This is a genomic window from Macrococcus sp. CoH-51_TC_04 (genome assembly GCF_058188655.1).
The window spans coordinates 1-22,451 of record NZ_JBVGOY010000013.1; the positions used below are offsets into that span (position 1 = coordinate 1).

A 22,451-nucleotide genomic window follows, 5' to 3' on the forward strand; every position below is an offset into this window, starting at 1 on the left:
TTCGTCATGGCGTATTTTTTTATAAACCATTAATGTATCTTCCACCTTAGGTGGCTAACTTGATTGTATAACTTACCTCACATAAAATTTCTAAAACAATAAGAGAATAAAAAAATTTCTTTCATTTAAAACATCATACTCTTTTTGCAAAGAAATTTGATAAATCATACTTCAGCTTTTCATGCTTAATCCTTCTTATAAGTACGTCGATTGTAAAATTAAGCTAGACAACAAAAAAGCCTTCTGTTGGTAAACTCAATATGTATTTCCGACCAAAGAAAACATAAGGAGTTAGTACAGAATGGCCTATAAAACATCTTAACACGGATGAACTCACGTTCATAGAAACATATTATGATCAAATCGAAGGTGAGAAATTGTCTAGCTTATTTTGACAAACGAATGGATTTAATACTTGAAGACATTGAATTAAACGCAGCGATTCATCTCATTAGTAGAAAATGGAGTTAAAAATAAAAACTGTAATTGCCAAGTGCAATTACAGTTTCTTTATTTCAACCTTTAGATCTGATAATAAAGCGATAAACTTATCTCTATTCGCTGGAGCAACATATTCTAATAAGATCCTTTCATATTTTTCAAACTTGCTGTCGATACTTAATTTATCTTCTCCAATGTGGGGATTTATTCTCATGAGTAATGCGCCTTTGAAGATAAATTTAAGCGTTACACCAATTGAGACGCTTCTCGTTTTTGTATATTCAGGCAATAGCAGTTTGTAGTTGTTAATTGTATTCTTAAGTTGATCACTCAGCTGAACACGTAAGCGAAGTTCTTTCGTTTCCAGTTCTTCCTTATCTATATATCTTAGTTTGATAGAATTATCGTGAATTACCTTATCCCAGTTCGTGATTGCCGCAACATCATCAATCGCTTTAGCGATAACCATTGCTTGCGTCATATTAGCACTTGCTTCTTCTTCATATTTTTCTTTCAGTAGTCTGAAGTATTCAGAAGTTTCTATTGAAATTCTAGCTTGAAAGTAATCCATTTTTCTCATCCTTGTAACTGAATTCATATTATCAGTGTATATGATATTACGAGAATTTACAAAGGAGAGTCTTCAATCTGCTGTTCGACTGTGAAGTTACGTGATTTAGTCATATTTTTGTGATAAAAATTTTAGTTCTAATATAATTTGTTATTCATTCACTCCACCTGTACAAGGTTCATCACCATGTTTTTGAGCCTGAAGAGTATCAACCAACCATTTATTATCAGCTTCTAAATCATCAGTTAATTCGTCTAATGATACAGGGGAACAAGAAGCATCATAATAACCTGAGATTAATGCATCTGCAATAGCTTGATTAATTTGAAGATTAGATAAATTTTCGATACAGCCACTATCATAATTATCAGTTACACAACTAATTGGAGAAGGTTCATAATTTCCATCGCATATTCCGTTTCCATTAATTTTTTGTTGGATGGAGAAGTTAATTCTATCTAAAGTAGTTGTTCCGCCTTGACAAGATTCAGATAGTTCTCCCGAAGCTAATAATTCTTGATATACTTCATATAGAATACGAGGTTCATATTCATTATATATACAACTCGTCCCTTTTGTATTTTCCATGATACAATTTTTTACTTCTTCACGTTTCTCAGGTTTTTTTAGATTATCGGTGATTTCATCTGTTGAAACTGTTTCACTAGTTGTTTCTTCAACTTTTTCTATTGATTCAGATTTTCCTTTTATAGATTCTTCTGTAGATAAATCTTCTGTTTTGTTATTTTCCTTCTCTTTATCGACTGAAATTTCACTTTTCTCTGTCTTTTGTTCTGTTTCTTTTAATTTATTATTTATATCCATATACATGTAAGTAATACCACCCATAACTACAATCAATAAAACTATAATTGCAATTAATAATTTTTTCATTTAAAACTCTCCTTTTTGTCTTGTAAATTTATTATTTATTTTCATTAATTTTACACCAGAAGTGCTAACCATAATTAATATACATAGATTTTAATTAGTGTAATAAAAGTAAAATTAAATACAATTGAAATGTCGGTTTCCGTAAACTTTTGACAGACTCCTATTCCTATATGGGTAATTTTATATTAATATTTATGAGCATTCTTACTAAAAATTTTCAGACACTGGAAGAGCAGTCCAAACCACTATGATAATAAGATTTACCGTTTAAAGGAATATCAACTTCAATAAAAAATCGATAATGGTGAAGATACATATTCTAGTTGTATGGTGAATCATAATATTATGTTTGAATAATTCTTTTAGAAATACCTCTGCAATTAAATTTAAAGAATTTAACTGCAGAGGTACTCGTTAATTTAAGTGAAAGAGAATATTATTGATTTAATAATTAGAAATCATTTTTAAATTCGTTCGCATCCCATTCTGATTGAAGTATTCTAAGGTAATCAAAATCTTCAATATTTCTTGCATAATTATTTGATTCTTCCAGAGGACGCTCCCAATAAGATATGACGAAATTTTTCCATTTTTCTGGATTATTTCTAAGTTCATCACCTAAAATATGAACACTTTCTAAAATATATTTCCTGTATACATCATCATATAAATAAATAAATGTCACATTATCGTAAAAATCAATGATGATTTCTTCGCCCCACCCTTTATATTTATAAGTATCTTCTCCAACAGGCTTTCCATATAATTTCAACATATAGTTTCTATCATAAAGTTTCGCAAAACCAGAAGTTTTGTCTTGAACAAATCTGTCAACTGTTTGTTTTCTTAAAGGATTATCTGGGAAGTCGGTGTATGCTTTAATCTCACTCATATTTTCTCCGACAAAATTAATATATGAGTGAGATTCTGGATGATATCTGCCATAATCCATAATGGTATAGTACTCAGAATTATAATATTTTTCAGCAGGACTATTTAATTTAATACCATCATTCATGTTAAGTTGGCCCAATTTAATACGGTTAGCAATCACTTGGTCATAATAATCTATATTTGAAAGAACAGGTATAACTTTTACACTTACCTTCGTACTCTTGATTGATCTGAAATCTGAATATACTTGGATTGTAGTAAATACATCTTGTTTAGGAATATTCACTTTAAACTTACCATTTATTGTTTTAGTACTACCAATAACTTTATTATTTTTTAGAACATATACAATACTATCAGTTTTAGCAGTACCTGTAACAGCTGTGCTTTCAGTTGTAATTCTGTTTAATTTTACATTAGTATTTGATAATGGTTTAACAGATAGTATCAAATGACTGAGGTTTTTTAATGAAGATTTTTTCTTATATATATTATTGTACTGATTGTAATATGTTACTGAATTTTTTGCTTTATCTTTAACGTATAAACTAACAGGATTCCATGATCCTTTTGCAGACTTATCTGTTATCTTTAATGTACCTATGAATGTAGTAGCATTCTTTTTTACAAAATTGATTTTATTAATTTTATTACTATTTGGAAGCATATAATTCATTGATACTTGATGTACACCTGTACCTTTATCGGTCACTGATGCTGTAATTTGTACATTATCTCCAGGGTATGCAGTTACCTTACTGATCTTAGTTGATTTTAAAACAGGTTTACTCTTGTCAGTCGCAGCTTCTGTTAAAGAAACAGTACCGATCATGAATCCAATAATTAAAGTAAAAGATAAACAAAACTTAAGCAATTTTTCCATTTACAATTCTCCGTTTCAATATTTAATTGTTATTTATGTATAAAGACACCTTTAAAAGGTAATTATATTATATAAGGTTATTTGTTATTAATAAATATAAATTATGGAAAATAAAAAAATATCCAAATACATTCGAATATTATAAGATAAAATGTATTTTCATTATCTATTTAAACTGAGGGAAATTATGAAAAGATTATTAGGGTGTTAATGTTTTTATTATTATTATTTGCAATGAATTTTGATATTGCAGATGCAATGAAGATTAATGAGAAAAATGTAATAGCGGTACCCAGAGACGAGATAAAAATTATTTCAACTGGTAATGACGATGTAAGTGAAACGAAAATAATTAAAATTAAACCATTATTACCAAAGCAGCCGATTCATCAACTTGGTGGACATCCCTTCTTTTCTCAGGAAGATTCGAGAGTGTTTGAAGAGGATATACAAGCTGATAATCAGCTTGTGCTTCAAATCGATACAGACGATGATGAAAGAGTAGAAATTGCATGGCACGATGATGGTATCAGCAATATTCTGATGATATCAGAAGATTTAAAGGCAATGAATTTTGATAAGTACATTTATACATGGGATACATTATAAGGAATACTGAGGTTCGTTTAACCAAATTAAAAAGCAAGATTTCTATATATAGAAATCTTGCTTTAAAATACGTAACTTAACTAAAAGTTTCGACTTTTGTGTTCACTCTAGACAGGTGAACTTTTTTTATCACTAAAAGGTTTGGTTTTACAGAATATATTTTAATATTAATATTCTATGTTTGGCATTGCGTTTACTTGTTTTTGATAACGCTTAAGCGCATAAAAACCAGCACCACTAATAATTGTTACGATTAATAATTTTTTCAAGCTCACCATTCCTTTATTTTAGCTATTTATTATTTTGGTAATAATTTAGTTCTAAATCTTTTGATGTTTGTTGACGAATTTTTTTCATCAATTCTGTGTCATCAATAAGTGATTGACCATATGACGGTATCATTTCTTTAATTTTAGGTGTCCATTCAGATTTATATTCAGGGAAGTTTTTCTCAAGTACTTCTAATGCGACTGAAACTGAAGTTGATGCTCCTGGAGATTCTCCTAATAGTGCAATCACTGTATGATCTTTAGAGTTAACAACTTCTGTACCGAATTGAATAAATCCTTTACCATATTCAGGTGTGTCTTTAATGACCTGTACACGTTTACCTGCTGTATATAATTCCCAATCTTCATCACGTGCTTCTGGGTAGAATGTACGTAAATGATTCATACAACCTTCTTTAGTCATTAAGATTTGGTCGATAGAATACTTGATTAAAGGTAAATTCTTAACTGCAGAAGATAATAATGTTGCAATATTATATGGTTTAACAGATTTAAATAAATCTAAATTAGAACCATTTTTTAAGAATTTAGGGCCAATACTTGCGAATGGACCGAATAGTAATGTACGTTCACCATCAATATAACGTGTATCTAAGTGTGGTACAGTCATTGGTGGTGTCCCATGTGGCTCTTTACCATAGACTTTTGCGTCATGTTGCGCGATGATGTCTGGATTAGTACAAATTAAGAATTGACCTGTAATCGGGAAGCCGCCTAGATTTTTACTTTCAGGAATACCTGTTTTTTGTAAAAGTGGGATTGCACCGCCACCAGCACCGATAAATACATAATCAGCAATTTCAGTTTGAACGCCACCACTATTAAGTTGACGTACTTTTACTTCCCATTTGCCATCTTGTCTTTGATTAAAATCGATAACTTCGTGATTGTACTGAACATCAGCATTTGGGTGCTGTTCAATATTTAGAGCCATTTTACGTGTTAGCTCTCCGAAGTTCACATCTGTACCTTCATTGATTTTACTAGCGGCCATAATATCACTTGGACTGTGACCTTGCATCATTAATGGAATCCATTTTCTCATTTCTTCGATATCTTCTGTAAATTCGATATTATCGAACATTGGAGATTCTTTCATCACATGATAACGATCTTTTAAGAATTGGACGTTATTTTTACCTCTAACAAAACTGATGTGAGGTAATGGTTGAATGAAGTCTTTAGGGTCTGAAATATTTTTACTTTTAACTAAATGTCCCCAAAACTGTTTTGAAATTTCAAACTGTTCATTAATTTCTTTTGCTGTTTCAATGTTGATTGATCCATCAGGTTGTTTCACTGTATAGTTCAATTCACATAAAGCAGCGTGACCTGTTCCTGCGTTATGACGCTCATTTGAACTTTCGAGACCAGGGCGGTCTAAACGTTCATAAAGTTTTATATTCCAACTTGGTTCTAATTCTTTAAGCATAGAACTAAACGTTGTACTTAAAACCCCAGCGCCAATAACAATAACTGTTTTTGACTCTTGTTTATTCATATGAATCTCCTTCCTATTGCTTATAAATGATAGTATAGTACAATCATGTTGAAATTTAAAATACTTAGCTTGGAATAAAGAAATAAATTTTATTTCATAAAATTAGTACTTAATGATTGTAGTATAGATACCTTGTGATTAGTAACGATAAAAATTTTAACGAGATAGTGAGCTATTGTAACATTTGGAGAAAAAGGTGCAGTATTTTATAATGGTCTGCTTGTCAATGAGCCGGGTATTAAAGCTGATGTAGTAGATACAACAGGCGCCGGTGATACATGTAACGGTGCACTTGCTGTGGCATTAAGTGAAGGGATGGCACTTGATGACGCGATCTTATTTGCAAATAAGGCGGCGAGTATTTCTGTAACAGGCTTAGGTGCACAAGGCGGTATGCCCTATAGAACGGTGATGACAGATGTATAAGACAGGGACGTTAAACGAGTGTGTATTTGTTCTCGATGATCAGACCGTACATGCTTGATTGAAGAGAGTGGTGCAGGTAAATTAGCATGGATGAATATCTTAACCGGTATTCATTCGAAGGATCAAGAAGAGAACGTAGTATATAGCACAACTGTGAATTACAAATCGTCGAAAGAACCTGAAGCAAGAAGCACTAGAAGTATTTCATCATTTGTATAAGTGTTAGTAATTCTATATAATCGTTGTAAAATGATACTATACTATATATTAGGATAGTAGAGATGAGGAGTGGGACATATGTCTATTATAAGTGAAGAAGAAAAAGTAAAAATATTGTCGGATGTTATCGCAATTAAAAGTGTGAATGACAATGAACTTTCGGTGTGTGAATATCTACAAAAACTGTTAAGCCAGTATAATATAGAATCTACGATTGAAAAAATAAACAAAAGTAGAGCAAATCTCATCGCAGAAATAGGGGAAGGTAAACCCGTATTAGCTTTTTCAGGCCACATGGATGTCGTTTCAGAAGGTAACAGTGAAAATTGGAAATACGATCCTTTTGAAATGACAGAAGAAGATGGCAAGCTTTATGGACGTGGTACTGCTGATATGAAATCAGGGTTAGTTGCTATGGTAATAGCAATGATTGAAATCAACAATGCAAATCTTCTGCAGAAGGGCACGATTCGCTTACTGGCAACTGCTGGAGAAGAAATGGAACAAAAAGGTTCAGCACAACTTTATAGCAACGGTTATATGGATGATGTAGATGCACTTATCATTGCTGAACCGTCAGAGTCAATGATAGCTTATGCACATAAAGGTTCTATGAATTTTCGAGTAACATCCAGAGGGAAATCAAGTCATAGTTCTGCTCCTTTTATGGGTCAAAATGCGATAAAACCTTTAATAGAAGTTATTAGAGAAGTTGAAAATGAATTTAATCATGTCTTGAAGGATGTAGAATTTAAAGTTCTAGATTTTTCATCTCTTTCAGATAAAGTTAAAAAGGAATTTAATATTGAAATAAGCAGTGAATCATTAGGTTCTGCTATATTGACGAATACAATTATACAAGGTGGTAACCAAGTCAATTCTATACCTGAACATGCGGTAGCTGAATTTAATGCAAGAACAGTACCTAAGTTTGATAATGATAAGATGAAACAATTGTTTAATAAGATTATCGAAAAGCATAATAAAGAAGGCAATCTAAGTTTAGACATAGACCTAGATCTTCCATCCGTGGCGACAAATGAAAATAATAGGCTAGTGACACTAATAAAGAAACACGGGGAGAACCATCTGAATATGAACCTGTTAGTAGCACCTACTATGGGTGTCACAGATGCTTCAAATCTTCTTAAAGATAAGGATGAAAACTTTCCGTTCGTGATGTTCGGTCCTGGAAATCCATCTTTGGCACATCAGACTAATGAATATGTTGAACAAGAAAAATACATAAAATTTATAGAAATCTTTAAACAGACCGCATTAGATTATTTAAACGAAAAAAATTAAAGAATCTAGGGTATAAACACATTCTTTTCCTAGTGAAATTTGACTTCAAGTGCTGACACAATTCATTTTAACTAAATGGTTAGGGTGCTTAGCTAACTAGATTTTACACCCTTATATTGCATCGATTGTAAAATTAAGCTAGACAACAAAAAAAGCCTTCTGTGCTAAACTCAATATGTATTTCCGACCAAAGAAAACATAAGGAGTTAGTACAGAATGGCCTGTAAACATCTTAACACGGATGAACTCACGTTCATGGAATCAATTTATCATCAAATCGAAGGTGAGAAATTGTCTACCTTATTTTGACAAACGAAAGGATTTAATACTTGAAGACATTGAATTAAACGCAGCGATTCATCTCATTAGTAGAAAATGGAGTTAAAAATAAAAACTGTAATTGCCAAGTGCAATTACAGTTTCTTTATTTCAACCTTTAGATCTGATAATAAAGCGATAAACTTATCTCTATTCGCTGGAGCAACATATTCTAATAAGATACTTTCATATTTTTCAAACTTGCTGTCGATACTTAATTTATCTTCTGCAATGTGAGGATTTATTCTCATGAGTAATGCGCCTTTGAAGATAAATTTAAGCGTTATACCAATTGAGACGCTTCTCGTTTTTGTATATTCGGGCAATAGTAGTTTGTAGTTATTAATTGTATTCTTAAGTTGATCACTCAGCTGAACACGTAAGCGAAGTTCTTTCGTTTCCAGTTCTTCCTTATCTATATATCTTAGTTTGATAGAATTATCGTGAATCACCTTATCCCAGTTCGTGATTGCCGCAACATCATCAATCGCTTTAGCGATAACCATTGCTTGCGTCATATTAGCACTTGCTTCTTCTTCATATTTTTCTTTCAGTAGTCTGAAGTATTCAGAAGTTTCTATTGAAATTCTAGCTTGAAAGTAATCCATTTTTCTCATCTTTGTAACTGAATTCATATTATCAGTGTATATGATATTACGGGAATTTACAAAGAAGATTCTTCAACCAGCTTGCTTATGATGGTAATGACTAGGGCAATGGTAATACTATATGAAAATGGTAAAAATAGGAATGAATTGTACACGAGTACGATTTAACACCTTTAGCGTTAGGGAAATAGATAAAGCAATATCAAACTACTGGTTATTCAATCATCAAGATAACTTGTCAGATGAGTAAAAGGAGACGATTAAATTGTGCAAAGAATTTCAATAATTAAAGATGGAAAACGATATTTTAAAGCAAGCAGCTCTGATTAGCAGTAATGCGATGGTTTTGTGATTGTAAATGAAAAACAAGCTATTACTCTTAGGAAGAAGAGTCCTAGTCACTATAGAAGTGAGATGTACCTTCTCTAAGTTTGTAGCCAATCAAAACTATATATATGAATAATATCAGTCCCCGCGTTTCGATTGAAGCGCGGGGTTTTATTGTTGTGTAGATTACGCATGGGGTAACGACAGAGAATAAAAGAATATATTTTATTATTTAAAAAATTTTTTTAGGTTAACCTAAAGTTATGGTATATTATTGTATAAGGAGATGATAATATGAATAAAAGTCTGGAAGAAATAAATGGTAAGGTGTCTTTTGATAGTGAGGCACATGGCATCAAGAAAATGATTATGTATCTGGGACCAGGGCTGTTGGTAGCCGTCGGTTATATGGATCCAGGAAACTGGATCACATCAATGGCAGGGGGTGCGCAGTTTGGGTATACGCTGCTCTTTGTCATACTGTTATCCAGTCTGTCAGCGATGCTCTTGCAAAGTATGTGCGCGCGTCTTGGGATTGCTAGTGGTATGGACCTCGCTCAGGTTACCAAGCATATGAGCAATAAGCCTGTGTCCATCGCTGCATGGGTTGTTACAGAGCTTGCAATTATGGCTACAGATATCGCGGAGATCATCGGTAGTGCCATTGCTTTAAATCTGCTGTTCAACATTCCTCTAGTTATCGGAGTAACGATTACTGTTGTAGATGTCTTACTGCTGCTTGTCATCATCAAGCTGGGTTTTAGGAAGATAGAAGCTATTGTTGGTGTTTTAGTGTTCACGGTCTTATTTATCTTTATGTTTGAAGTATATTTTTCTTCACCTGAATGGAGAGACGTGCTGGAAGGATTTCTGCCAAGTACAGCTATCGCTACAAACAGTAACCTGCTATATCTTGCTCTTGGAATCATCGGTGCAACCATCATGCCCCATAACCTTTATCTGCACTCATCTATCGTGCAGTCTCGGAACTATATACGTGATAATGTTGCTAAGAAGAAAGAGGCTATTAAGTATGCAGTGATCGACTCACATATTCAGTTGACGATTGCTTTTGTAATCAACTGTCTTATATTGATACTTGGGGCTTCGTTATTCTATGGCAATGGAGAAGAACTCGGCAGATTCTATGATCTATATAATGCGCTAAAGGCATCGACATTCACAGGTGCAGTAGGCGGCGCATTGATGAGTACATTATTCGCTATAGCATTGTTAGCTTCGGGTCAGAACTCGACAATTACAGGAACATTATCAGGTCAGATAGTTATGGAAGGGTTCCTTAACATAAAGATACCGCAGTGGGCAAGACGACTGATTACAAGGATGATTGCTGTAATTCCTGTTTTCCTATGCTTGTGGTTGTATGGTTCAAGTGCAACAAAGATTGAAGATTTGTTGATTTTTACACAAGTATTCTTAAGTCTTGCGCTACCATTCAGCATTATTCCGTTAACGCTAGCAACAAGCAACAAAAAGATCATGGGAGAAGCGTTCGTCAATAAAACATGGGTGAATGTCATCGCCTGGCTGTTAACAGTAATCCTTAGCGTACTGAATATGTATTTGATTGTAGAGACGGTAAAAGAATTTTTATAATAATGATGTAAAAATTATATAATTGAATATGGCACTATTAAAAATGGATATAATGTACTTAGTTAAAAACTACAAATTAAAATTTAGAGCGTAGTGGATTGTATGAGTTTCTCAACTTCAGAGTATTAATTATCTAATAAAAGTAATGAAGTTGGTAATAATTGTATATTAAACATAAATTGAATCATTTAATATAAACAAGAAATAACCTAGGTATTGATATGTTCAATACCTAGGTTATTTCTTGTGTTTTTATTGTCTATCACTCCATCCTACTGAGCACTACTTCCCCGAGTGACTTCGCACAGATCATCATCGACTCTTCATTAATTTCAAACTTCGGATGATGGTTTGGATATGGATCTGCTATTCCTTCAGGTTTAGCACCGACGATGTAGAAGGTTCCTGGTGTTTGCTTTAAGTAATAAGCAAAATCTTCTGATCCGGACAGTGTATCTCCTTCAATGACTTCATCAAAGTAGCTGCCTTCACTTTGTTTAAGAATATCTCTAACTGCACGTGTTTGTTCAACGTGGTTATAGAGTACGGGGTAGTTAAAGTGATAATCTAAGTCAACTGTAACACCGAATGCTTTCTCCAGCCCTTCGACTTGGTTTTTAATGGCTGCGTACGCTATGTCTTTTGATGGTTCGTCCAAGTATCGTGTCGTTCCTTTTAATACGACTTTGCCTTGTATGACGTTATGTGTTCCTGGTGCTTCGAATGCGCCGATGGTTACGACGACTGAATTTTTAGGGTCTGTACAACGTGATACGACGGTTTGTAGTTGTGTGACAAAGTAAGAAGCGGCAACGATGGCATCCTTTGTATTCTGAGGCATTGCAGCATGGCCGCCTTTGCCTTGAATGACGATATCAAAGGTCGAAGAACCTGCATATGTCTCTGCTTCATGTATTTCAATCTTCCCTTGATCAACAAAAGGAAAGACATGGATGCCATAAATTTCATCGAGATTATCCAGGATGCCTGATGCTACGATATCTCTTGCACCACCTGGCGGCTTCTCCTCAGCATGCTGATGGATGATGCGGATTGTCCCTGATAATTCATCTTTTAGTTCGATCAGTGCATCTGCAAGTATTAATAAGTACGCCGTATGGGCATCATGACCACAAGCGTGCATTAATCCGTCACGCGTTGATTTATATGCTAAGTTCGTTTCCTCATGTACCGGAAGTGCATCGAAGTCTGCGCGTAACCCGATGATCTTCCCTGGGTTCCCACTTTCGATATCAACAACGACTGCAGTGCCGCCACCAACATTGGTATGTACTGTGACATCCTTTCCTTTATAGAAGTTCTCGATAAATGCAGCAGTTTCATGTTCCTCGAATGATAATTCAGGATGTGCATGCAAATAACGTCTGATTTCAATCACTCGCTCCTGCTTTTCATCTAGTTTCTTGAATAATGTGTCTTTGAGTGTCATATTGTATCCCCTCATTTTTCTATAATATATCAGATTTAAGTTATGAAATGTTGCTGGGCGAAGTATATCGGCATCTACTGCTGACAATATAAAATTAAAAGGAAATATAATTTTCATTTTTTAAGATAAAGTGTGATAAAAGTTACAGCAAAATAGTATGCATCGTGTCATAATTTCTTTTCGATATTATAAGAAACGGGGTCAGGCCATGAAGCAACTTCTAAAAGTAACGTTCACATTAAGTTTATTATTCTCATCTATTGGAGTGATAGATGACCAGCAGGCATATGCAGCAGCTATTGATAACAAAGGAATAGGATCACAGTATCAGGACGGGCGTTTTAATACAGACACATTAGATGCGGGTCATGGCTATAGCGTAGGGAAGAGAACGTATATTGGTGACAAAGTGACTAAAGTAACGCTCTCGGCAAAAGGGAATCTGCTGACTATGTATAAAGAACGGGACAATAATAAGTTTCAGAAGGCGAATAATAAAACACTAGAGAATAAAGTATGGGTAAATAGGAATGGACAATTGTTTGTATTGAGCACCAGCGCGAACTATCGTGCGATTAAAGGATTTAATAATAACGAGTTCTTTAATACAAGAAAATTTAATGATGAAATCATCAAACTCATCAACAAGGATAGAAAAACAAAAGGGTTGAGCCCCCTGCAATATCGTCCTCAATTGCAAAGCGGAGTAGATGTCCGTGCGAATGAACTTGCAAGCTACGGTAAGATAAGGGTTAACGGTGTAGCACACGTAAGACTCAATGGAGAGCGCTACCTCACTGCCTTTCCGGTGAATGTTCGTAAGCAGGTCGCAGGAGAAAACTCACTGCTGAGTAGCTACATGGGCAATCCATATACACTAGTTTCAGAAAGATATCTAGCTAAAGTATGCTTTGAACAATGGAAGAAGAGTCCGAGCCACTATGCAAGTATGATGTACCCTAAATTTAAAGGTGTTACCTCTTCTGTTAAGCTCGGAAAGGGCGATGGTACATTCTCGAAATTTGTAGCGAATCAGAACTTTACATACAAATAGATACGAGTCCGCGATTGATGATAAACAGATCCACTGAATGATCAGTGGATCTGTTTTCATATTAAGCTTAAATTTTTTGTAAAGGCTTTCTTTACGAATTGTGTCTAGTTTGTTAAGATTGTAAAGATAATGTAAATATAGAAAACAGGAGGAAATTTATGTTAAAGTTTTTACAACCTGCGCCTAAAGCACAGCCTTTAGACAGCAAAGAAGTTGACGCAGAGTACAAGAAGTTACGTCTGCAGGTCTTTATCGGAATCTTTATTGGCTATGCAGCTTACTATCTATTAAGAAAGAATTTCTCGCTTGCGATGCCGGCACTTATTGAACAGGGATTCACAAAGACCGATCTCGGTTTCGCGTTATCGGCGGTATCTATTGCATACGGTATTAGTAAATTTGTGATGGGAACGGTATCAGACAGGAGCCACGCCAGAAACTTCATGGTGCTTGGTCTTGTACTGACGGCAATCGTCAACTTACTGCTTGGCTTTGTTCCGTTCTTTACCTCTTCAATTGCCATTATGTTTGTCTTATTATTCTTAAATGGTTGGTTCCAGGGCATGGGCTGGCCGCCTGCTGGAAGAACATTAGTCCATTGGTTCAGTGTATCTGAGCGTGGGAGTAAAACAGCACTATGGAACGTTGCACATAACGTAGGTGGTGGAGTGATGGCACCGCTTGCTGTATTTGGTATCACACTGTTTACAACATACAACTTCGGCTATCTAAAAGGTTTTGAAGGTGCGTTTATCTTCCCGGCACTGATTGCCTTAGTATGCGCTGCAATAACGTTCTATTTCATGAAGGATACACCTCAATCACAAGGATTACCACCGATTGAAGTATATAAGGATGATTATCCGAATAAAGCACATGAGACATTGGAAGAAGAATTAACGACGAAAGAGATTCTCTTCAAATATGTACTGAATAACAAGTGGGTCTGGATGATCGCAATCGCTAATATCTTTGTCTACTTCGTAAGATATGGTGTATTAGACTGGGCACCGACGTATCTTAATGAAGAAAAAGGTTTTCAGCTTAACGAATCCAGCTGGTCTTACTTCTTATATGAATGGGCAGGTATTCCGGGGACCTTATTGTGTGGCTGGTTATCAGATAAGGTATTCAAAGGGCGTCGTGGTCCGGCAGGATTTATCTTTATGATCGGCGTAACGATCGCAGTAATCGTCTACTGGCTGAATCCTGCAGGCAACCCGTGGATCGATAATATTGCACTGATTACTATCGGGTTCTTGATCTATGGACCGGTAATGCTGATTGGCTTACAAGCACTGGATTATGTACCGAAAAAAGCAGCAGGAACAGCAGCAGGACTTACTGGATTGTTCGGTTACCTGGCTGGTGCGGTGATGGCGAATATCCTGATGGGAGTAATCGTTGATAACTTTGGCTGGGATGCAGGATTTATGCTATTGGTCGGAGCCTCCGTACTTGCGACATTAAGCTTTACCTTCACGTGGAACGTGCGTGGACAAGAAGTAATTAAATAGGACAAAAAATGCATAGAGTATTCTATGCATTTTTTTTATAATACAGGTAAGGAGGTGTGGAGAATGCTGAAGCTAGAACATATCAGTAAACGTTATAGAGAAGGTTATGTGCTCAAGGATATCTCATGTGATGTGCAGCTTGGTGAGTTCTTCGTCCTTGTCGGCCCGAGTGGCTGTGGGAAGAGTACGCTGCTAAACATGATTGCGGGTCTTGAGGATATCACAGAGGGTGAACTCTATATTGACGGACAGCTTGCAAATCATCTGCATCCGAAAGCACGTTCATTGTCGATGGTGTTTCAGAACTATGCGTTATATCCGCATATGACGGTTGAGAAGAATATTCTATTTACGCTAGAGAATCGTAAGGTACCTAAAGCGGTGCGTTATGACAGGATGTTAGAAGCGGCGAAGCTTGTTGGGTTAGAAGATTATTTGAAGAAGAAACCCGGCGAACTCTCTGGTGGCCAGTGTCAGCGTGTGGCATTAGCGCGTGCCATCGCCAGTGAATCGAAGCTGTGCTTAATGGACGAACCGTTATCTAACCTGGATGCCAAGCTGCGCGGCCAGATGCGTGTCGAGTTACGACAGTTACAGCAGCGCCTCGGTATGACGATGATTTATGTAACGCATGACCAGGTTGAGGCGATGACGATGAGTGATCGTATTATGGTCTTGAATGAAGGGCAAGTACAGCAGATTGGCACCCCGCTTGAAATTTATAATGAGCCAAACAATAAGTTCGTTGCGAGTTTTATAGGGTCTCCTGCGATGAATATTGTACGTGGTGATGTAGTGGATGGTATAGTGCAGTTCGGTGACTTCAATCTACCAATTAACATGCCGGTTGCTGATGGTGCGATAGAGGTAGGGTTCAGACCCGAAGATGTGACACGTGATGCGTTAGGGGCGCCCGTTACTGTAACGGCGTGCGAGATGTTAGGAGATACGACGGTCGTCACCTTCATAGTCAATGGCGCGCAATGTATCGCTAAGTTTTCAGAGCAGGTGATGCTTGAGATTGGTGATGAGATTCGCATCTCGATCAATGATAAGAAAGTTCAATATTTCGATTCTGAAAGTGGAGTAGTGATTAAATAAACGGGCAATCGCCCGTTTATTTTTTTTGAATGATTGTTAACTTATTTTAAAAATTAGTTTACAATATAATGGTGCAGTTATATTGTAAAAGTATACAGGGGGGATTTTATGTTAGCGCAACGTATTATTAAAGGAGAAAGTATTTCAAAAGCAGAAGCATTATCGTTATTTGTCGATAATAATATAGATACATATGACTTACTACATGAAGCATATCAAGTGCGTAAATATTATTATGGTCGTAAGGTGAAACTGAATATGATTCTTAATGCGAAGAGTGGGATTTGTCCAGAAGACTGTGGTTATTGCGGACAATCGAAACTGATGAAGAATAAAGACAAATATTTACTGGTTGATAGTGAACAGATTAAATCAGGTGCAGATTTCTGTGCAACACATGACATCGGCACTTATTGTATTGTTATGAGTGGGCGAGGGCCAAGTGATAAAGAGGTTGATCATATTGCAGATACTGTTGAAACAATTAAACACGAACATCCGCAGCTTAAGATTTGCGCTTGTCTCGGTCTGACGAATGATGAACAAGCAAAGAAGCTGAAATCGGCTGGCGTAGATCGTTATAATCACAATATTAATACGAGTGAAAATTATCATGACGAAGTCGTAACGACACATACATATCAAGACCGTGTCGATACCATTGAAATCATGAAAGCCAATAACATCTCGCCATGTTCAGGTGTAATATGTGGGATGGGTGAGACAGATGAGGATATTATTGATATGGCATTAGCGCTTCGAGCGATAGACGCAGATAGTATCCCGGTAAACTTCCTTCATCCTGTAAAGGGGACGAAGTTCGGTAATGAAGATAACTTAACACCAGAACGCTGTTTAAGAATATTATCGATGTTCAGATTGATTAATCCGTCGAAAGAAATCCGCATTGCTGGGGGTAGAGAAGTGAATTTAAGAACATTACAACCCCTTGCGATGCAGGCAGCAAACTCCATCTTTGTAGGAGATTATCTGATTACCAATGGACAGCCGAATGAACTCGATTATAAGATGCTAGAAGATCTAGGTTTTGAGATTGATATAAATGAATCTGAAGTAAATAAAGCAGCACTCAAAATTTGAGTGCTGCTTTATTCACTACCGTTATTAATCAGCGCAAATGGATAGACTTTATCAGCGCTTTCTAGAAGCTGTGATGCAACAACGGTCATCGTCCATCTGGAATTTACGATGTCGTCTATAAGCAGTATGTTCTTACCTGTGAGTTGCTCATGATTGACGATATGAATCGTGTCTTTAATATTTTGTTCTTGCATCATAGAATTTTTCATATCTCTTTGTGATGCGCCAGGACGTATCTTTTCCACAGCTTCGATATATTCGATGTTAAAACTTTGAGCAAGCTGCTCGGCCAATGTTTTGACGAGTCCTGGATTCCTTAAACTTGGAACGGGAACAATCGCATCAATTTCATTCTGATATATCATATCTTTCAAGAAATGGCGGACTGTTGCTACTGTTTTTTCAGAAACCTGATCGTGTTCTTTTTCTAGCATAAATCGTCTGCCGATAGGAGAATATGCATCAGTTGTATATGTCCATCCGGGTTGCATCTGTAAGTGTTCTTCAATCTTTTTGTTATAAGCTGTACGTTTTCTTGGTGCTATTTCACCATGTAACTTATTTTTATATTGCGTCGCTGATTCAAGGTATGGATTATCATTTGTCATTGGGACAAATATACGATTTCTGCAATAAGTACACATGCCACAGACTTCTTTAATGTCTGGGGCATCAAGTTCTTCGGCAATGTATTTCATATAACAGCCATCATAGTTGATAAATCGTTTGAGGTTGTTTAATTCATTCATGCGCGTATCATTGAGTTTGTTCTGAAGCTTCGCATTTGCAGTCGCATCAAATGTATTTTGTTCGTTGATGACATACTTTCTTTTGTGCAGCTCAATATATTCATGGACATAGAGATACTTTAGAACACCTGCAAGCTTTGTCGTATTCAAGTTGAAGTGTGGGAGTATCTCATTACGTGATAAGCCTTCCGGATACTGTCTCAGCAGATCGAGAATCTGTGACAATAGCTCTGGGTCTTTGTAAGATGAATCTATAAATGATTTGATAATTTCTTCATCTTCATCACCATGCAGAAGGATAGCAAGGGCAGGTTTTCCGTTTCTGCCTGCACGACCGATTTGCTGGTAATACGATATTAAGTTTTGTGGCAGTTGAAAGTGCATTACGAATCCGATGTCTGATTTATCATAACCCATGCCAAGTTTAATTGTGGCAACGATGACACGTAGCGTACCTTCATGAAAGCGTGCGAGTACCGCTTCTTCTGTATTATTACCGAATTCATCCTGCATACCGGAGTAATAAGCTTCAGCGTCGATATTATGCAGTTTTAAGAACTCGGCTACTGAATCACATTCTTTTTTTGTGAGACAGTAGATGATGCCTTGTGACTTGCTTATGAAAGAGTGATTCAGTAATGCGTCAGTCACAAAAGCAAGACGCTCAACTTTAGATTGTACCGGATTAATTTGAATAGAAATATTATCGCGCATTAAGTTGCCGCGAAAGACAGCTAAATCATCACCGAGCTGATCTTTAATATCATCGATGACACGATCATTGGCTGTAGCAGTCGTACCTAATACTGCGATAGAATCTGGTAATGTCTTGAGTAAGTTGACGATACGTTGATAATCCGGTCTGAAATCATGGCCCCAGTCTGAGATAGAATGTGCTTCATCCACAACAATCAGCTCGATATCATTGATTGCAGTCAGTGCTTCTATGAAACGTGGATCTGATAATTTCTCCGGTGAGACGATGATAGCATCTGCTGCATCGAGGTTGGAATAGATGCTATCCCATTCATCGCGATTATTACTGTTGATTGTTACAACATTCAACCCGAGCTTTGCAGCTGCATCAATCTGGTTGTGCATCAATGCAAGCAGTGGACTGATAATGATCGTTGGACCACTGCCGTCTTCTCTTAATAGCTTTGTAGCTATAAAGTAAACGATAGATTTTCCCCAACCGGTCTTCTGTATGACGAGCACTTTTCTTTTATTTGCTACTGCTTGTATTGCTTCAAGTTGCCCATCGCGGAACTGAGCGACGTTGCCATATGACGTCTGTAATAACTGAAGTGCGCGACTTTCAATATTCATTATGGAACCTCCCTTTGATATTATCATAACATGCTTTTTCTATGCGCTCAGCTTATAAAAAGCATACAGTTCAATATGCTTGATTATTGCGTCTTACAACATATCATACGTAATATATTTTAGAATATGTATAAGGAGAGGATTATAATGCATAAACGATTATTAGACAGACTGAAAGCAAAAGAAGAGAAGATGATTAAGATTCGCAGATATTTACATGAACATCCTGAACTATCTTTTAAGGAAGAAAATACATCTGACTATATCGCAGATTTTTATAGAGATTTGGATGTTTCAGTCGAACGTAATATTGGACCCCGTGGGATTAAAGTTACGATTGATTCAGGGAATCCTGGCAAAACATTAGCTATCCGTGCAGATTTCGATGCGTTGCCAATACAGGAAGAAACAGGCTTACCCTATGCGTCTAAGGTCGAAGGTGTGATGCATGCATGTGGTCATGATGCACATACAGCATATATGCTCGTCCTCGCTGAAACACTTGCAGAACTGAAGGATACGTTTAAAGGTAAAGTAGTGGTCATCCATCAGCCTGCAGAAGAAGTGCCGCCCGGTGGAGCGAAGGCAATGATACAAGAGGGTGTCTTAGAGGACGTGGATCACGTATTAGGTTTACATGTCATGAGCACGATGAAGACAGGGACCATCTATTATCGACCTGGTTATGTTCAGACTGGACGTGCTTTCTTTAGATTGAAGATTAAAGGAAGGGCGGGACACGGTTCAAGTCCGCATATGGCAAATGATGCAATTGTTGCATCGAGTATATTTGTCACGAGTGCACAAACGATTGTATCTAGACGGCTTAGTCCGTTTGATGCAGGGGTCGTGACGATAGGTTCGTTTGATGGGCAGGGGCAGTTTAACATCATACAGGATACCGTATCATTAGAAGGTGATGTCAGAGCGCTGACAGATCAGACGAAAGAAGTAATCGAAACAGAGATTCGACGCATTGTTAAAGGGATAGAAGTGATGTTTGACGTAGAGTGTGAACTTGATTATCAGGATGACTATCCTGCCCTTTATAACGATCCTGAATTTACGCAGTACGTTGCAGATACACTTCAAAGCGCAGATCTAGACTTTGATGTTGCACTGACCGAGCCACAACCCCCATCAGAGGATTTTGCCTATTATGCTAAGGAGAGACCTTCATCATTTATTTATGCAGGGGCGAGCCCAGAAGATGGACATATATACCCGCATCATCATCCGAAATTTAATATCAACGAAAGATCATTACTGATTGCAGCTCAAGCAGTTGGCACGGTCGTCATAGACTATTTAAATCAATAAAAAGGTGCACAAATAAAAAATGATTGCAAAACTTCTCGAATTTCGGTACTATAGTATTTATTTCTTACTAAAACTATCGGAATTATAGGAGGTTAGTTATGGGCTGGACTATTTTTAGCGGTTTAATTATTGGTTTACTACTTGGATTTGTGATGCAGCGTACACGTTTTTGCTTAACTGGAGGCTTCAGAGATATGTACGTTCAAAAGAACAATAAAATGTTCTATGCATTGCTTGTCGCAATTACAATACAAGCGATTGGATTAGCAATATTAACGTCTTTACATGTGCTCGAAATTCCTTATGATGCATATTCTGTAATCGGTACGATATTCGGTTCATTTATATTTGGTGTGGGTATCGTTCTTGCAGGTGGCTGTGCAACGGGAACGTGGTATCGCGCAGGTGAAGGATTGATTGGAAGCTGGATTGCATTATTTATGTATGCACTGTTTGCAGCGATTACGAAGAACGGTGCATTAAAACCAGCGCTTGATAAGGTTAATGGTATGACTGTTGTAGAATCAAAGATGAGTACAATGTTTGGTTTACCCTATTGGGTATTAGTTTTAATATTAAGTGCACTTACGTTATTCTTTGTCGTTAAAACATTAAGAAAACCTAAAGTTGCGGTACCGAAATTGAAGCAAAAATTTACTGGCGTACGTCATCTATTCTTTGAAAAGAAATATCATCCTTTCTTTGCGGCAGTACTTATTGGGCTTATCGCACTTGCTGCATGGCCGATGAGTTACTCGACAGGTCGTAACTATGGTTTAGGAATCACAACACCGTCAGCCAAGCTATTACAGTTCTTAGTCAATGGTGATGTTACGCTGCTTGACTGGGGTGTATACTTGGTACTTGGAATTCTTATCGGTTCATACATTGCGGCAAGAGGATCAAGAGAATTTAAATGGCGTCTTCCAGATAAGATTACGATTCGCAACAGCGCAATAGGCGGTGCATTGATGGGGATCGGTGCAGCATTTGCTGGAGGATGTTCTATCGGTAATGGCTTAGTATCCACTGCCACGATGAACACACAGGGCTGGCTGTCATTATTATTTATTATTCTTGGAACTTGGTTTATGAGTTATTTCTTATTCGTGAAGCCGATGAAACAAGCGAAATCTGAAATCGCGGCTACAAAGGTTAAAACACAGACAGTATAGGAGGATAAATATGTTATATGAACTTGGAACTGTAGGAATGGTATGTCCCTTTCCTTTAATAGAAGCGCAGAAGAAAATGGAAGCATTAAGTTCAGGTGATGAACTTAAAATAGATTTCGACTGTACACAAGCGACGGAAGCAATTCCGAACTGGGCAGCTGAACAAGGCTACCCTGTTACAAACTATGAACAGTTGGATGATGCTTCTTGGACGATTACCGTTCAGAAAAAATAAACTAAAGGATCCGGAAAATTTTCCGGATCCTTTTTTATGTGTCTTTATTATGCGTAATGACCTTCGTCCCTTTATTATCAGCGATTTCATGTGCACGTTTAACGGCTTCAGCTTTAGTGGAGAAACTATCGGAGGCGCGCTTTGCACCTTTCGACCTAACTTTCCAAGTATCTTCGAAGTACACTTCTACATCATTATCCATAAGTTCTGGATTGCTCGTACCCTCGTCATTATGAAGCGTAATTTTTTTATTCTTTAATTCCTTAAGTTCTTCTTGTGAAGCGGATTGATACCACTTCTTAGCTTGAGCTGTTGCAATTGGAATAAGATCTGATTCTTTATAACCTTCTTTCAGCATCGCGTTTGCAATATCAATCGCTTTCTTACGTTCGAGCTGTTCAAAGTGTTTCCATGTGTCCGGATAATCATCCATTGTCCACATAATATCATCTCCTTTTATATACTATAACCGATTATCTAGGTATTAATCATCTGTAATCAGCGATAATCGATTCAT

20 protein-coding genes and 1 pseudogene are annotated in these 22,451 nt (G+C 36.6%); 12 read left to right on the forward strand and 9 right to left on the reverse strand.

Going from position 1 to position 22,451, the window contains the following annotated elements:
- Nucleotides 1-499: 499 nt before the first annotated feature.
- The 3 genes from ACZ2V4_RS10355 to ACZ2V4_RS10365 all read right to left on the reverse strand — a co-directional run bounded on the left by ACZ2V4_RS10355 (nt 500) and on the right by ACZ2V4_RS10365 (nt 3,683).
- Nucleotides 500-1,012 (reverse strand): hypothetical protein, encoded by a 513-nt coding sequence (locus tag ACZ2V4_RS10355; protein WP_490514830.1) that lies wholly within the window; start codon nt 1,010-1,012, stop codon nt 500-502.
- Nucleotides 1,013-1,162: 150 nt separating this feature from the next.
- The gene (locus tag ACZ2V4_RS10360; protein ID WP_490514831.1) at nt 1,163-1,906 is read right to left on the reverse strand and encodes a hypothetical protein; all 744 of its coding nucleotides are present in this window, start codon (nt 1,904-1,906) and stop codon (nt 1,163-1,165) included.
- Nucleotides 1,907-2,357: 451 nt separating this feature from the next.
- Entirely contained in the window at nt 2,358-3,683 is a 1,326-nt protein-coding gene (locus tag ACZ2V4_RS10365) for a hypothetical protein (protein WP_490514832.1), read from the reverse strand.
- A 210-nt stretch (nt 3,684-3,893) separates the two neighbouring features.
- On the opposite strand from ACZ2V4_RS10365, the gene ACZ2V4_RS10370 reads away from it, so the two are divergent.
- Nucleotides 3,894-4,292, forward strand: coding sequence for a DUF1963 domain-containing protein (locus ACZ2V4_RS10370; RefSeq protein WP_490514833.1), 399 nt, complete (start codon nt 3,894-3,896; stop codon nt 4,290-4,292).
- A 167-nt stretch (nt 4,293-4,459) separates the two neighbouring features.
- On the opposite strand, the gene ACZ2V4_RS10375 is transcribed toward ACZ2V4_RS10370, so the two are convergent.
- Together ACZ2V4_RS10375 and lqo are read right to left on the reverse strand one after the other, a co-directional pair.
- On the reverse strand, nt 4,460-4,561 hold the full coding sequence (locus ACZ2V4_RS10375) for an SE2200 family small protein (RefSeq protein ID WP_086038098.1): 102 nt from the start codon (nt 4,559-4,561) through the stop codon (nt 4,460-4,462).
- Between the two features lie 22 nt (nt 4,562-4,583).
- Nucleotides 4,584-6,083, reverse strand: coding sequence for an L-lactate dehydrogenase (quinone) (lqo, locus tag ACZ2V4_RS10380; RefSeq protein WP_490514834.1), 1,500 nt, complete (start codon nt 6,081-6,083; stop codon nt 4,584-4,586).
- A gap of 174 nt (nt 6,084-6,257) precedes the next feature.
- Between lqo and ACZ2V4_RS10385 the strand changes: the two are divergent.
- The 3 genes and pseudogenes from ACZ2V4_RS10385 to ACZ2V4_RS10395 form a co-directional block, all read left to right on the forward strand.
- Nucleotides 6,258-6,509 (forward strand): annotated as a pseudogene (locus ACZ2V4_RS10385) (PfkB family carbohydrate kinase); the annotation flags it as partial.
- A 54-nt stretch (nt 6,510-6,563) separates the two neighbouring features.
- Complete coding sequence (locus ACZ2V4_RS10390; protein ID WP_283722494.1) at nt 6,564-6,728, forward strand: hypothetical protein; 165 nt, start codon at nt 6,564-6,566, stop codon at nt 6,726-6,728.
- Between the two features lie 78 nt (nt 6,729-6,806).
- Nucleotides 6,807-8,033, forward strand: a complete 1,227-nt coding sequence (locus ACZ2V4_RS10395) for an ArgE/DapE family deacylase (protein WP_490514835.1) — start codon at nt 6,807-6,809, stop codon at nt 8,031-8,033.
- Between the two features lie 413 nt (nt 8,034-8,446).
- Here ACZ2V4_RS10395 and ACZ2V4_RS10400 read toward each other — a convergent pair whose 3' ends face one another.
- Nucleotides 8,447-8,959 carry a hypothetical protein gene (locus tag ACZ2V4_RS10400; protein WP_490514836.1) on the reverse strand — a complete coding sequence of 171 codons (513 nt, stop codon included), beginning with the start codon at nt 8,957-8,959 and terminating at the stop codon, nt 8,447-8,449.
- 621 nt (nt 8,960-9,580) lie between these two features.
- Between ACZ2V4_RS10400 and ACZ2V4_RS10405 the strand changes: the two genes are divergently transcribed.
- On the forward strand, nt 9,581-10,903 hold the full coding sequence (locus ACZ2V4_RS10405) for an Nramp family divalent metal transporter (protein ID WP_101035391.1): 1,323 nt from the start codon (nt 9,581-9,583) through the stop codon (nt 10,901-10,903).
- Between the two features lie 262 nt (nt 10,904-11,165).
- Here the strand turns inward: ACZ2V4_RS10405 and ACZ2V4_RS10410 are convergent, their stop codons facing one another.
- On the reverse strand, nt 11,166-12,353 hold the full coding sequence (locus ACZ2V4_RS10410) for an amidohydrolase (protein ID WP_490514838.1): 1,188 nt from the start codon (nt 12,351-12,353) through the stop codon (nt 11,166-11,168).
- Between the two features lie 208 nt (nt 12,354-12,561).
- Between ACZ2V4_RS10410 and ACZ2V4_RS10415 the strand changes: the two genes are divergently transcribed.
- The 4 genes from ACZ2V4_RS10415 (at nt 12,562) to bioB (ending at nt 17,126) form a co-directional block, all read left to right on the forward strand.
- Entirely contained in the window at nt 12,562-13,407 is an 846-nt protein-coding gene (locus tag ACZ2V4_RS10415) for a CAP domain-containing protein (protein WP_490514839.1), read from the forward strand.
- A 158-nt stretch (nt 13,408-13,565) separates the two neighbouring features.
- Nucleotides 13,566-14,924, forward strand: a complete 1,359-nt coding sequence (gene glpT, locus ACZ2V4_RS10420; RefSeq protein ID WP_219493853.1) for a glycerol-3-phosphate transporter — start codon at nt 13,566-13,568, stop codon at nt 14,922-14,924.
- Between the two features lie 63 nt (nt 14,925-14,987).
- Nucleotides 14,988-16,025 carry an ABC transporter ATP-binding protein gene (locus ACZ2V4_RS10425; RefSeq protein WP_219493855.1) on the forward strand — a complete coding sequence of 346 codons (1,038 nt, stop codon included), beginning with the start codon at nt 14,988-14,990 and terminating at the stop codon, nt 16,023-16,025.
- 108 nt (nt 16,026-16,133) lie between these two features.
- Nucleotides 16,134-17,126 (forward strand): biotin synthase BioB, encoded by a 993-nt coding sequence (bioB, locus tag ACZ2V4_RS10430; RefSeq protein ID WP_219493857.1) that lies wholly within the window; start codon nt 16,134-16,136, stop codon nt 17,124-17,126.
- A gap of 8 nt (nt 17,127-17,134) precedes the next feature.
- Here the strand turns inward: bioB and ACZ2V4_RS10435 are convergent, their stop codons facing one another.
- On the reverse strand, nt 17,135-19,204 hold the full coding sequence (locus tag ACZ2V4_RS10435; protein WP_219493859.1) for a RecQ family ATP-dependent DNA helicase: 2,070 nt from the start codon (nt 19,202-19,204) through the stop codon (nt 17,135-17,137).
- Nucleotides 19,205-19,351: 147 nt separating this feature from the next.
- Between ACZ2V4_RS10435 and ACZ2V4_RS10440 the strand changes: the two genes are divergently transcribed.
- The 3 genes from ACZ2V4_RS10440 to ACZ2V4_RS10450 all read left to right on the forward strand — a co-directional run bounded on the left by ACZ2V4_RS10440 (nt 19,352) and on the right by ACZ2V4_RS10450 (nt 21,934).
- A complete protein-coding gene (locus ACZ2V4_RS10440; protein WP_219493861.1) occupies nt 19,352-20,524 on the forward strand; it encodes a M20 family metallopeptidase in 1,173 nt (390 codons plus the stop codon).
- 98 nt (nt 20,525-20,622) lie between these two features.
- Nucleotides 20,623-21,699, forward strand: coding sequence for a YeeE/YedE family protein (locus ACZ2V4_RS10445; protein ID WP_219493863.1), 1,077 nt, complete (start codon nt 20,623-20,625; stop codon nt 21,697-21,699).
- Between the two features lie 10 nt (nt 21,700-21,709).
- Nucleotides 21,710-21,934, forward strand: coding sequence for a sulfurtransferase TusA family protein (locus ACZ2V4_RS10450; protein WP_099482697.1), 225 nt, complete (start codon nt 21,710-21,712; stop codon nt 21,932-21,934).
- A 34-nt stretch (nt 21,935-21,968) separates the two neighbouring features.
- Here the strand turns inward: ACZ2V4_RS10450 and ACZ2V4_RS10455 are convergent, their stop codons facing one another.
- On the reverse strand, nt 21,969-22,379 hold the full coding sequence (locus tag ACZ2V4_RS10455; protein ID WP_219494803.1) for a DUF2188 domain-containing protein: 411 nt from the start codon (nt 22,377-22,379) through the stop codon (nt 21,969-21,971).
- Nucleotides 22,380-22,451 lie beyond the last annotated feature (72 nt).

What these genes read in the sequence shown, in the direction of transcription:
- ACZ2V4_RS10355 (WP_490514830.1), bottom strand. Translation starts at nt 1,012, where the DNA reads ATGGATTACTTTCAAGCTAGAATTTCAATAGAAACTTCTGAATACTTC.
- ACZ2V4_RS10425 (WP_219493855.1), top strand. Translation starts at nt 14,988, where the DNA reads ATGCTGAAGCTAGAACATATCAGTAAACGTTATAGAGAAGGTTATGTG.
- ACZ2V4_RS10405 (WP_101035391.1), top strand. Translation starts at nt 9,581, where the DNA reads ATGAATAAAAGTCTGGAAGAAATAAATGGTAAGGTGTCTTTTGATAGT.
- ACZ2V4_RS10370 (WP_490514833.1), top strand. Translation starts at nt 3,894, where the DNA reads ATGTTTTTATTATTATTATTTGCAATGAATTTTGATATTGCAGATGCA.
- ACZ2V4_RS10400 (WP_490514836.1), bottom strand. Translation starts at nt 8,959, where the DNA reads ATGGATTACTTTCAAGCTAGAATTTCAATAGAAACTTCTGAATACTTC.
- lqo (WP_490514834.1), bottom strand. Translation starts at nt 6,083, where the DNA reads ATGAATAAACAAGAGTCAAAAACAGTTATTGTTATTGGCGCTGGGGTT.
- ACZ2V4_RS10410 (WP_490514838.1), bottom strand. Translation starts at nt 12,353, where the DNA reads ATGACACTCAAAGACACATTATTCAAGAAACTAGATGAAAAGCAGGAG.
- ACZ2V4_RS10435 (WP_219493859.1), bottom strand. Translation starts at nt 19,204, where the DNA reads ATGAATATTGAAAGTCGCGCACTTCAGTTATTACAGACGTCATATGGC.
- ACZ2V4_RS10360 (WP_490514831.1), bottom strand. Translation starts at nt 1,906, where the DNA reads ATGAAAAAATTATTAATTGCAATTATAGTTTTATTGATTGTAGTTATG.
- ACZ2V4_RS10415 (WP_490514839.1), top strand. Translation starts at nt 12,562, where the DNA reads ATGAAGCAACTTCTAAAAGTAACGTTCACATTAAGTTTATTATTCTCA.
- ACZ2V4_RS10440 (WP_219493861.1), top strand. Translation starts at nt 19,352, where the DNA reads ATGCATAAACGATTATTAGACAGACTGAAAGCAAAAGAAGAGAAGATG.
- bioB (WP_219493857.1), top strand. Translation starts at nt 16,134, where the DNA reads ATGTTAGCGCAACGTATTATTAAAGGAGAAAGTATTTCAAAAGCAGAA.
- ACZ2V4_RS10450 (WP_099482697.1), top strand. Translation starts at nt 21,710, where the DNA reads ATGTTATATGAACTTGGAACTGTAGGAATGGTATGTCCCTTTCCTTTA.
- ACZ2V4_RS10395 (WP_490514835.1), top strand. Translation starts at nt 6,807, where the DNA reads ATGTCTATTATAAGTGAAGAAGAAAAAGTAAAAATATTGTCGGATGTT.
- glpT (WP_219493853.1), top strand. Translation starts at nt 13,566, where the DNA reads ATGTTAAAGTTTTTACAACCTGCGCCTAAAGCACAGCCTTTAGACAGC.
- ACZ2V4_RS10445 (WP_219493863.1), top strand. Translation starts at nt 20,623, where the DNA reads ATGGGCTGGACTATTTTTAGCGGTTTAATTATTGGTTTACTACTTGGA.
- ACZ2V4_RS10365 (WP_490514832.1), bottom strand. Translation starts at nt 3,683, where the DNA reads ATGGAAAAATTGCTTAAGTTTTGTTTATCTTTTACTTTAATTATTGGA.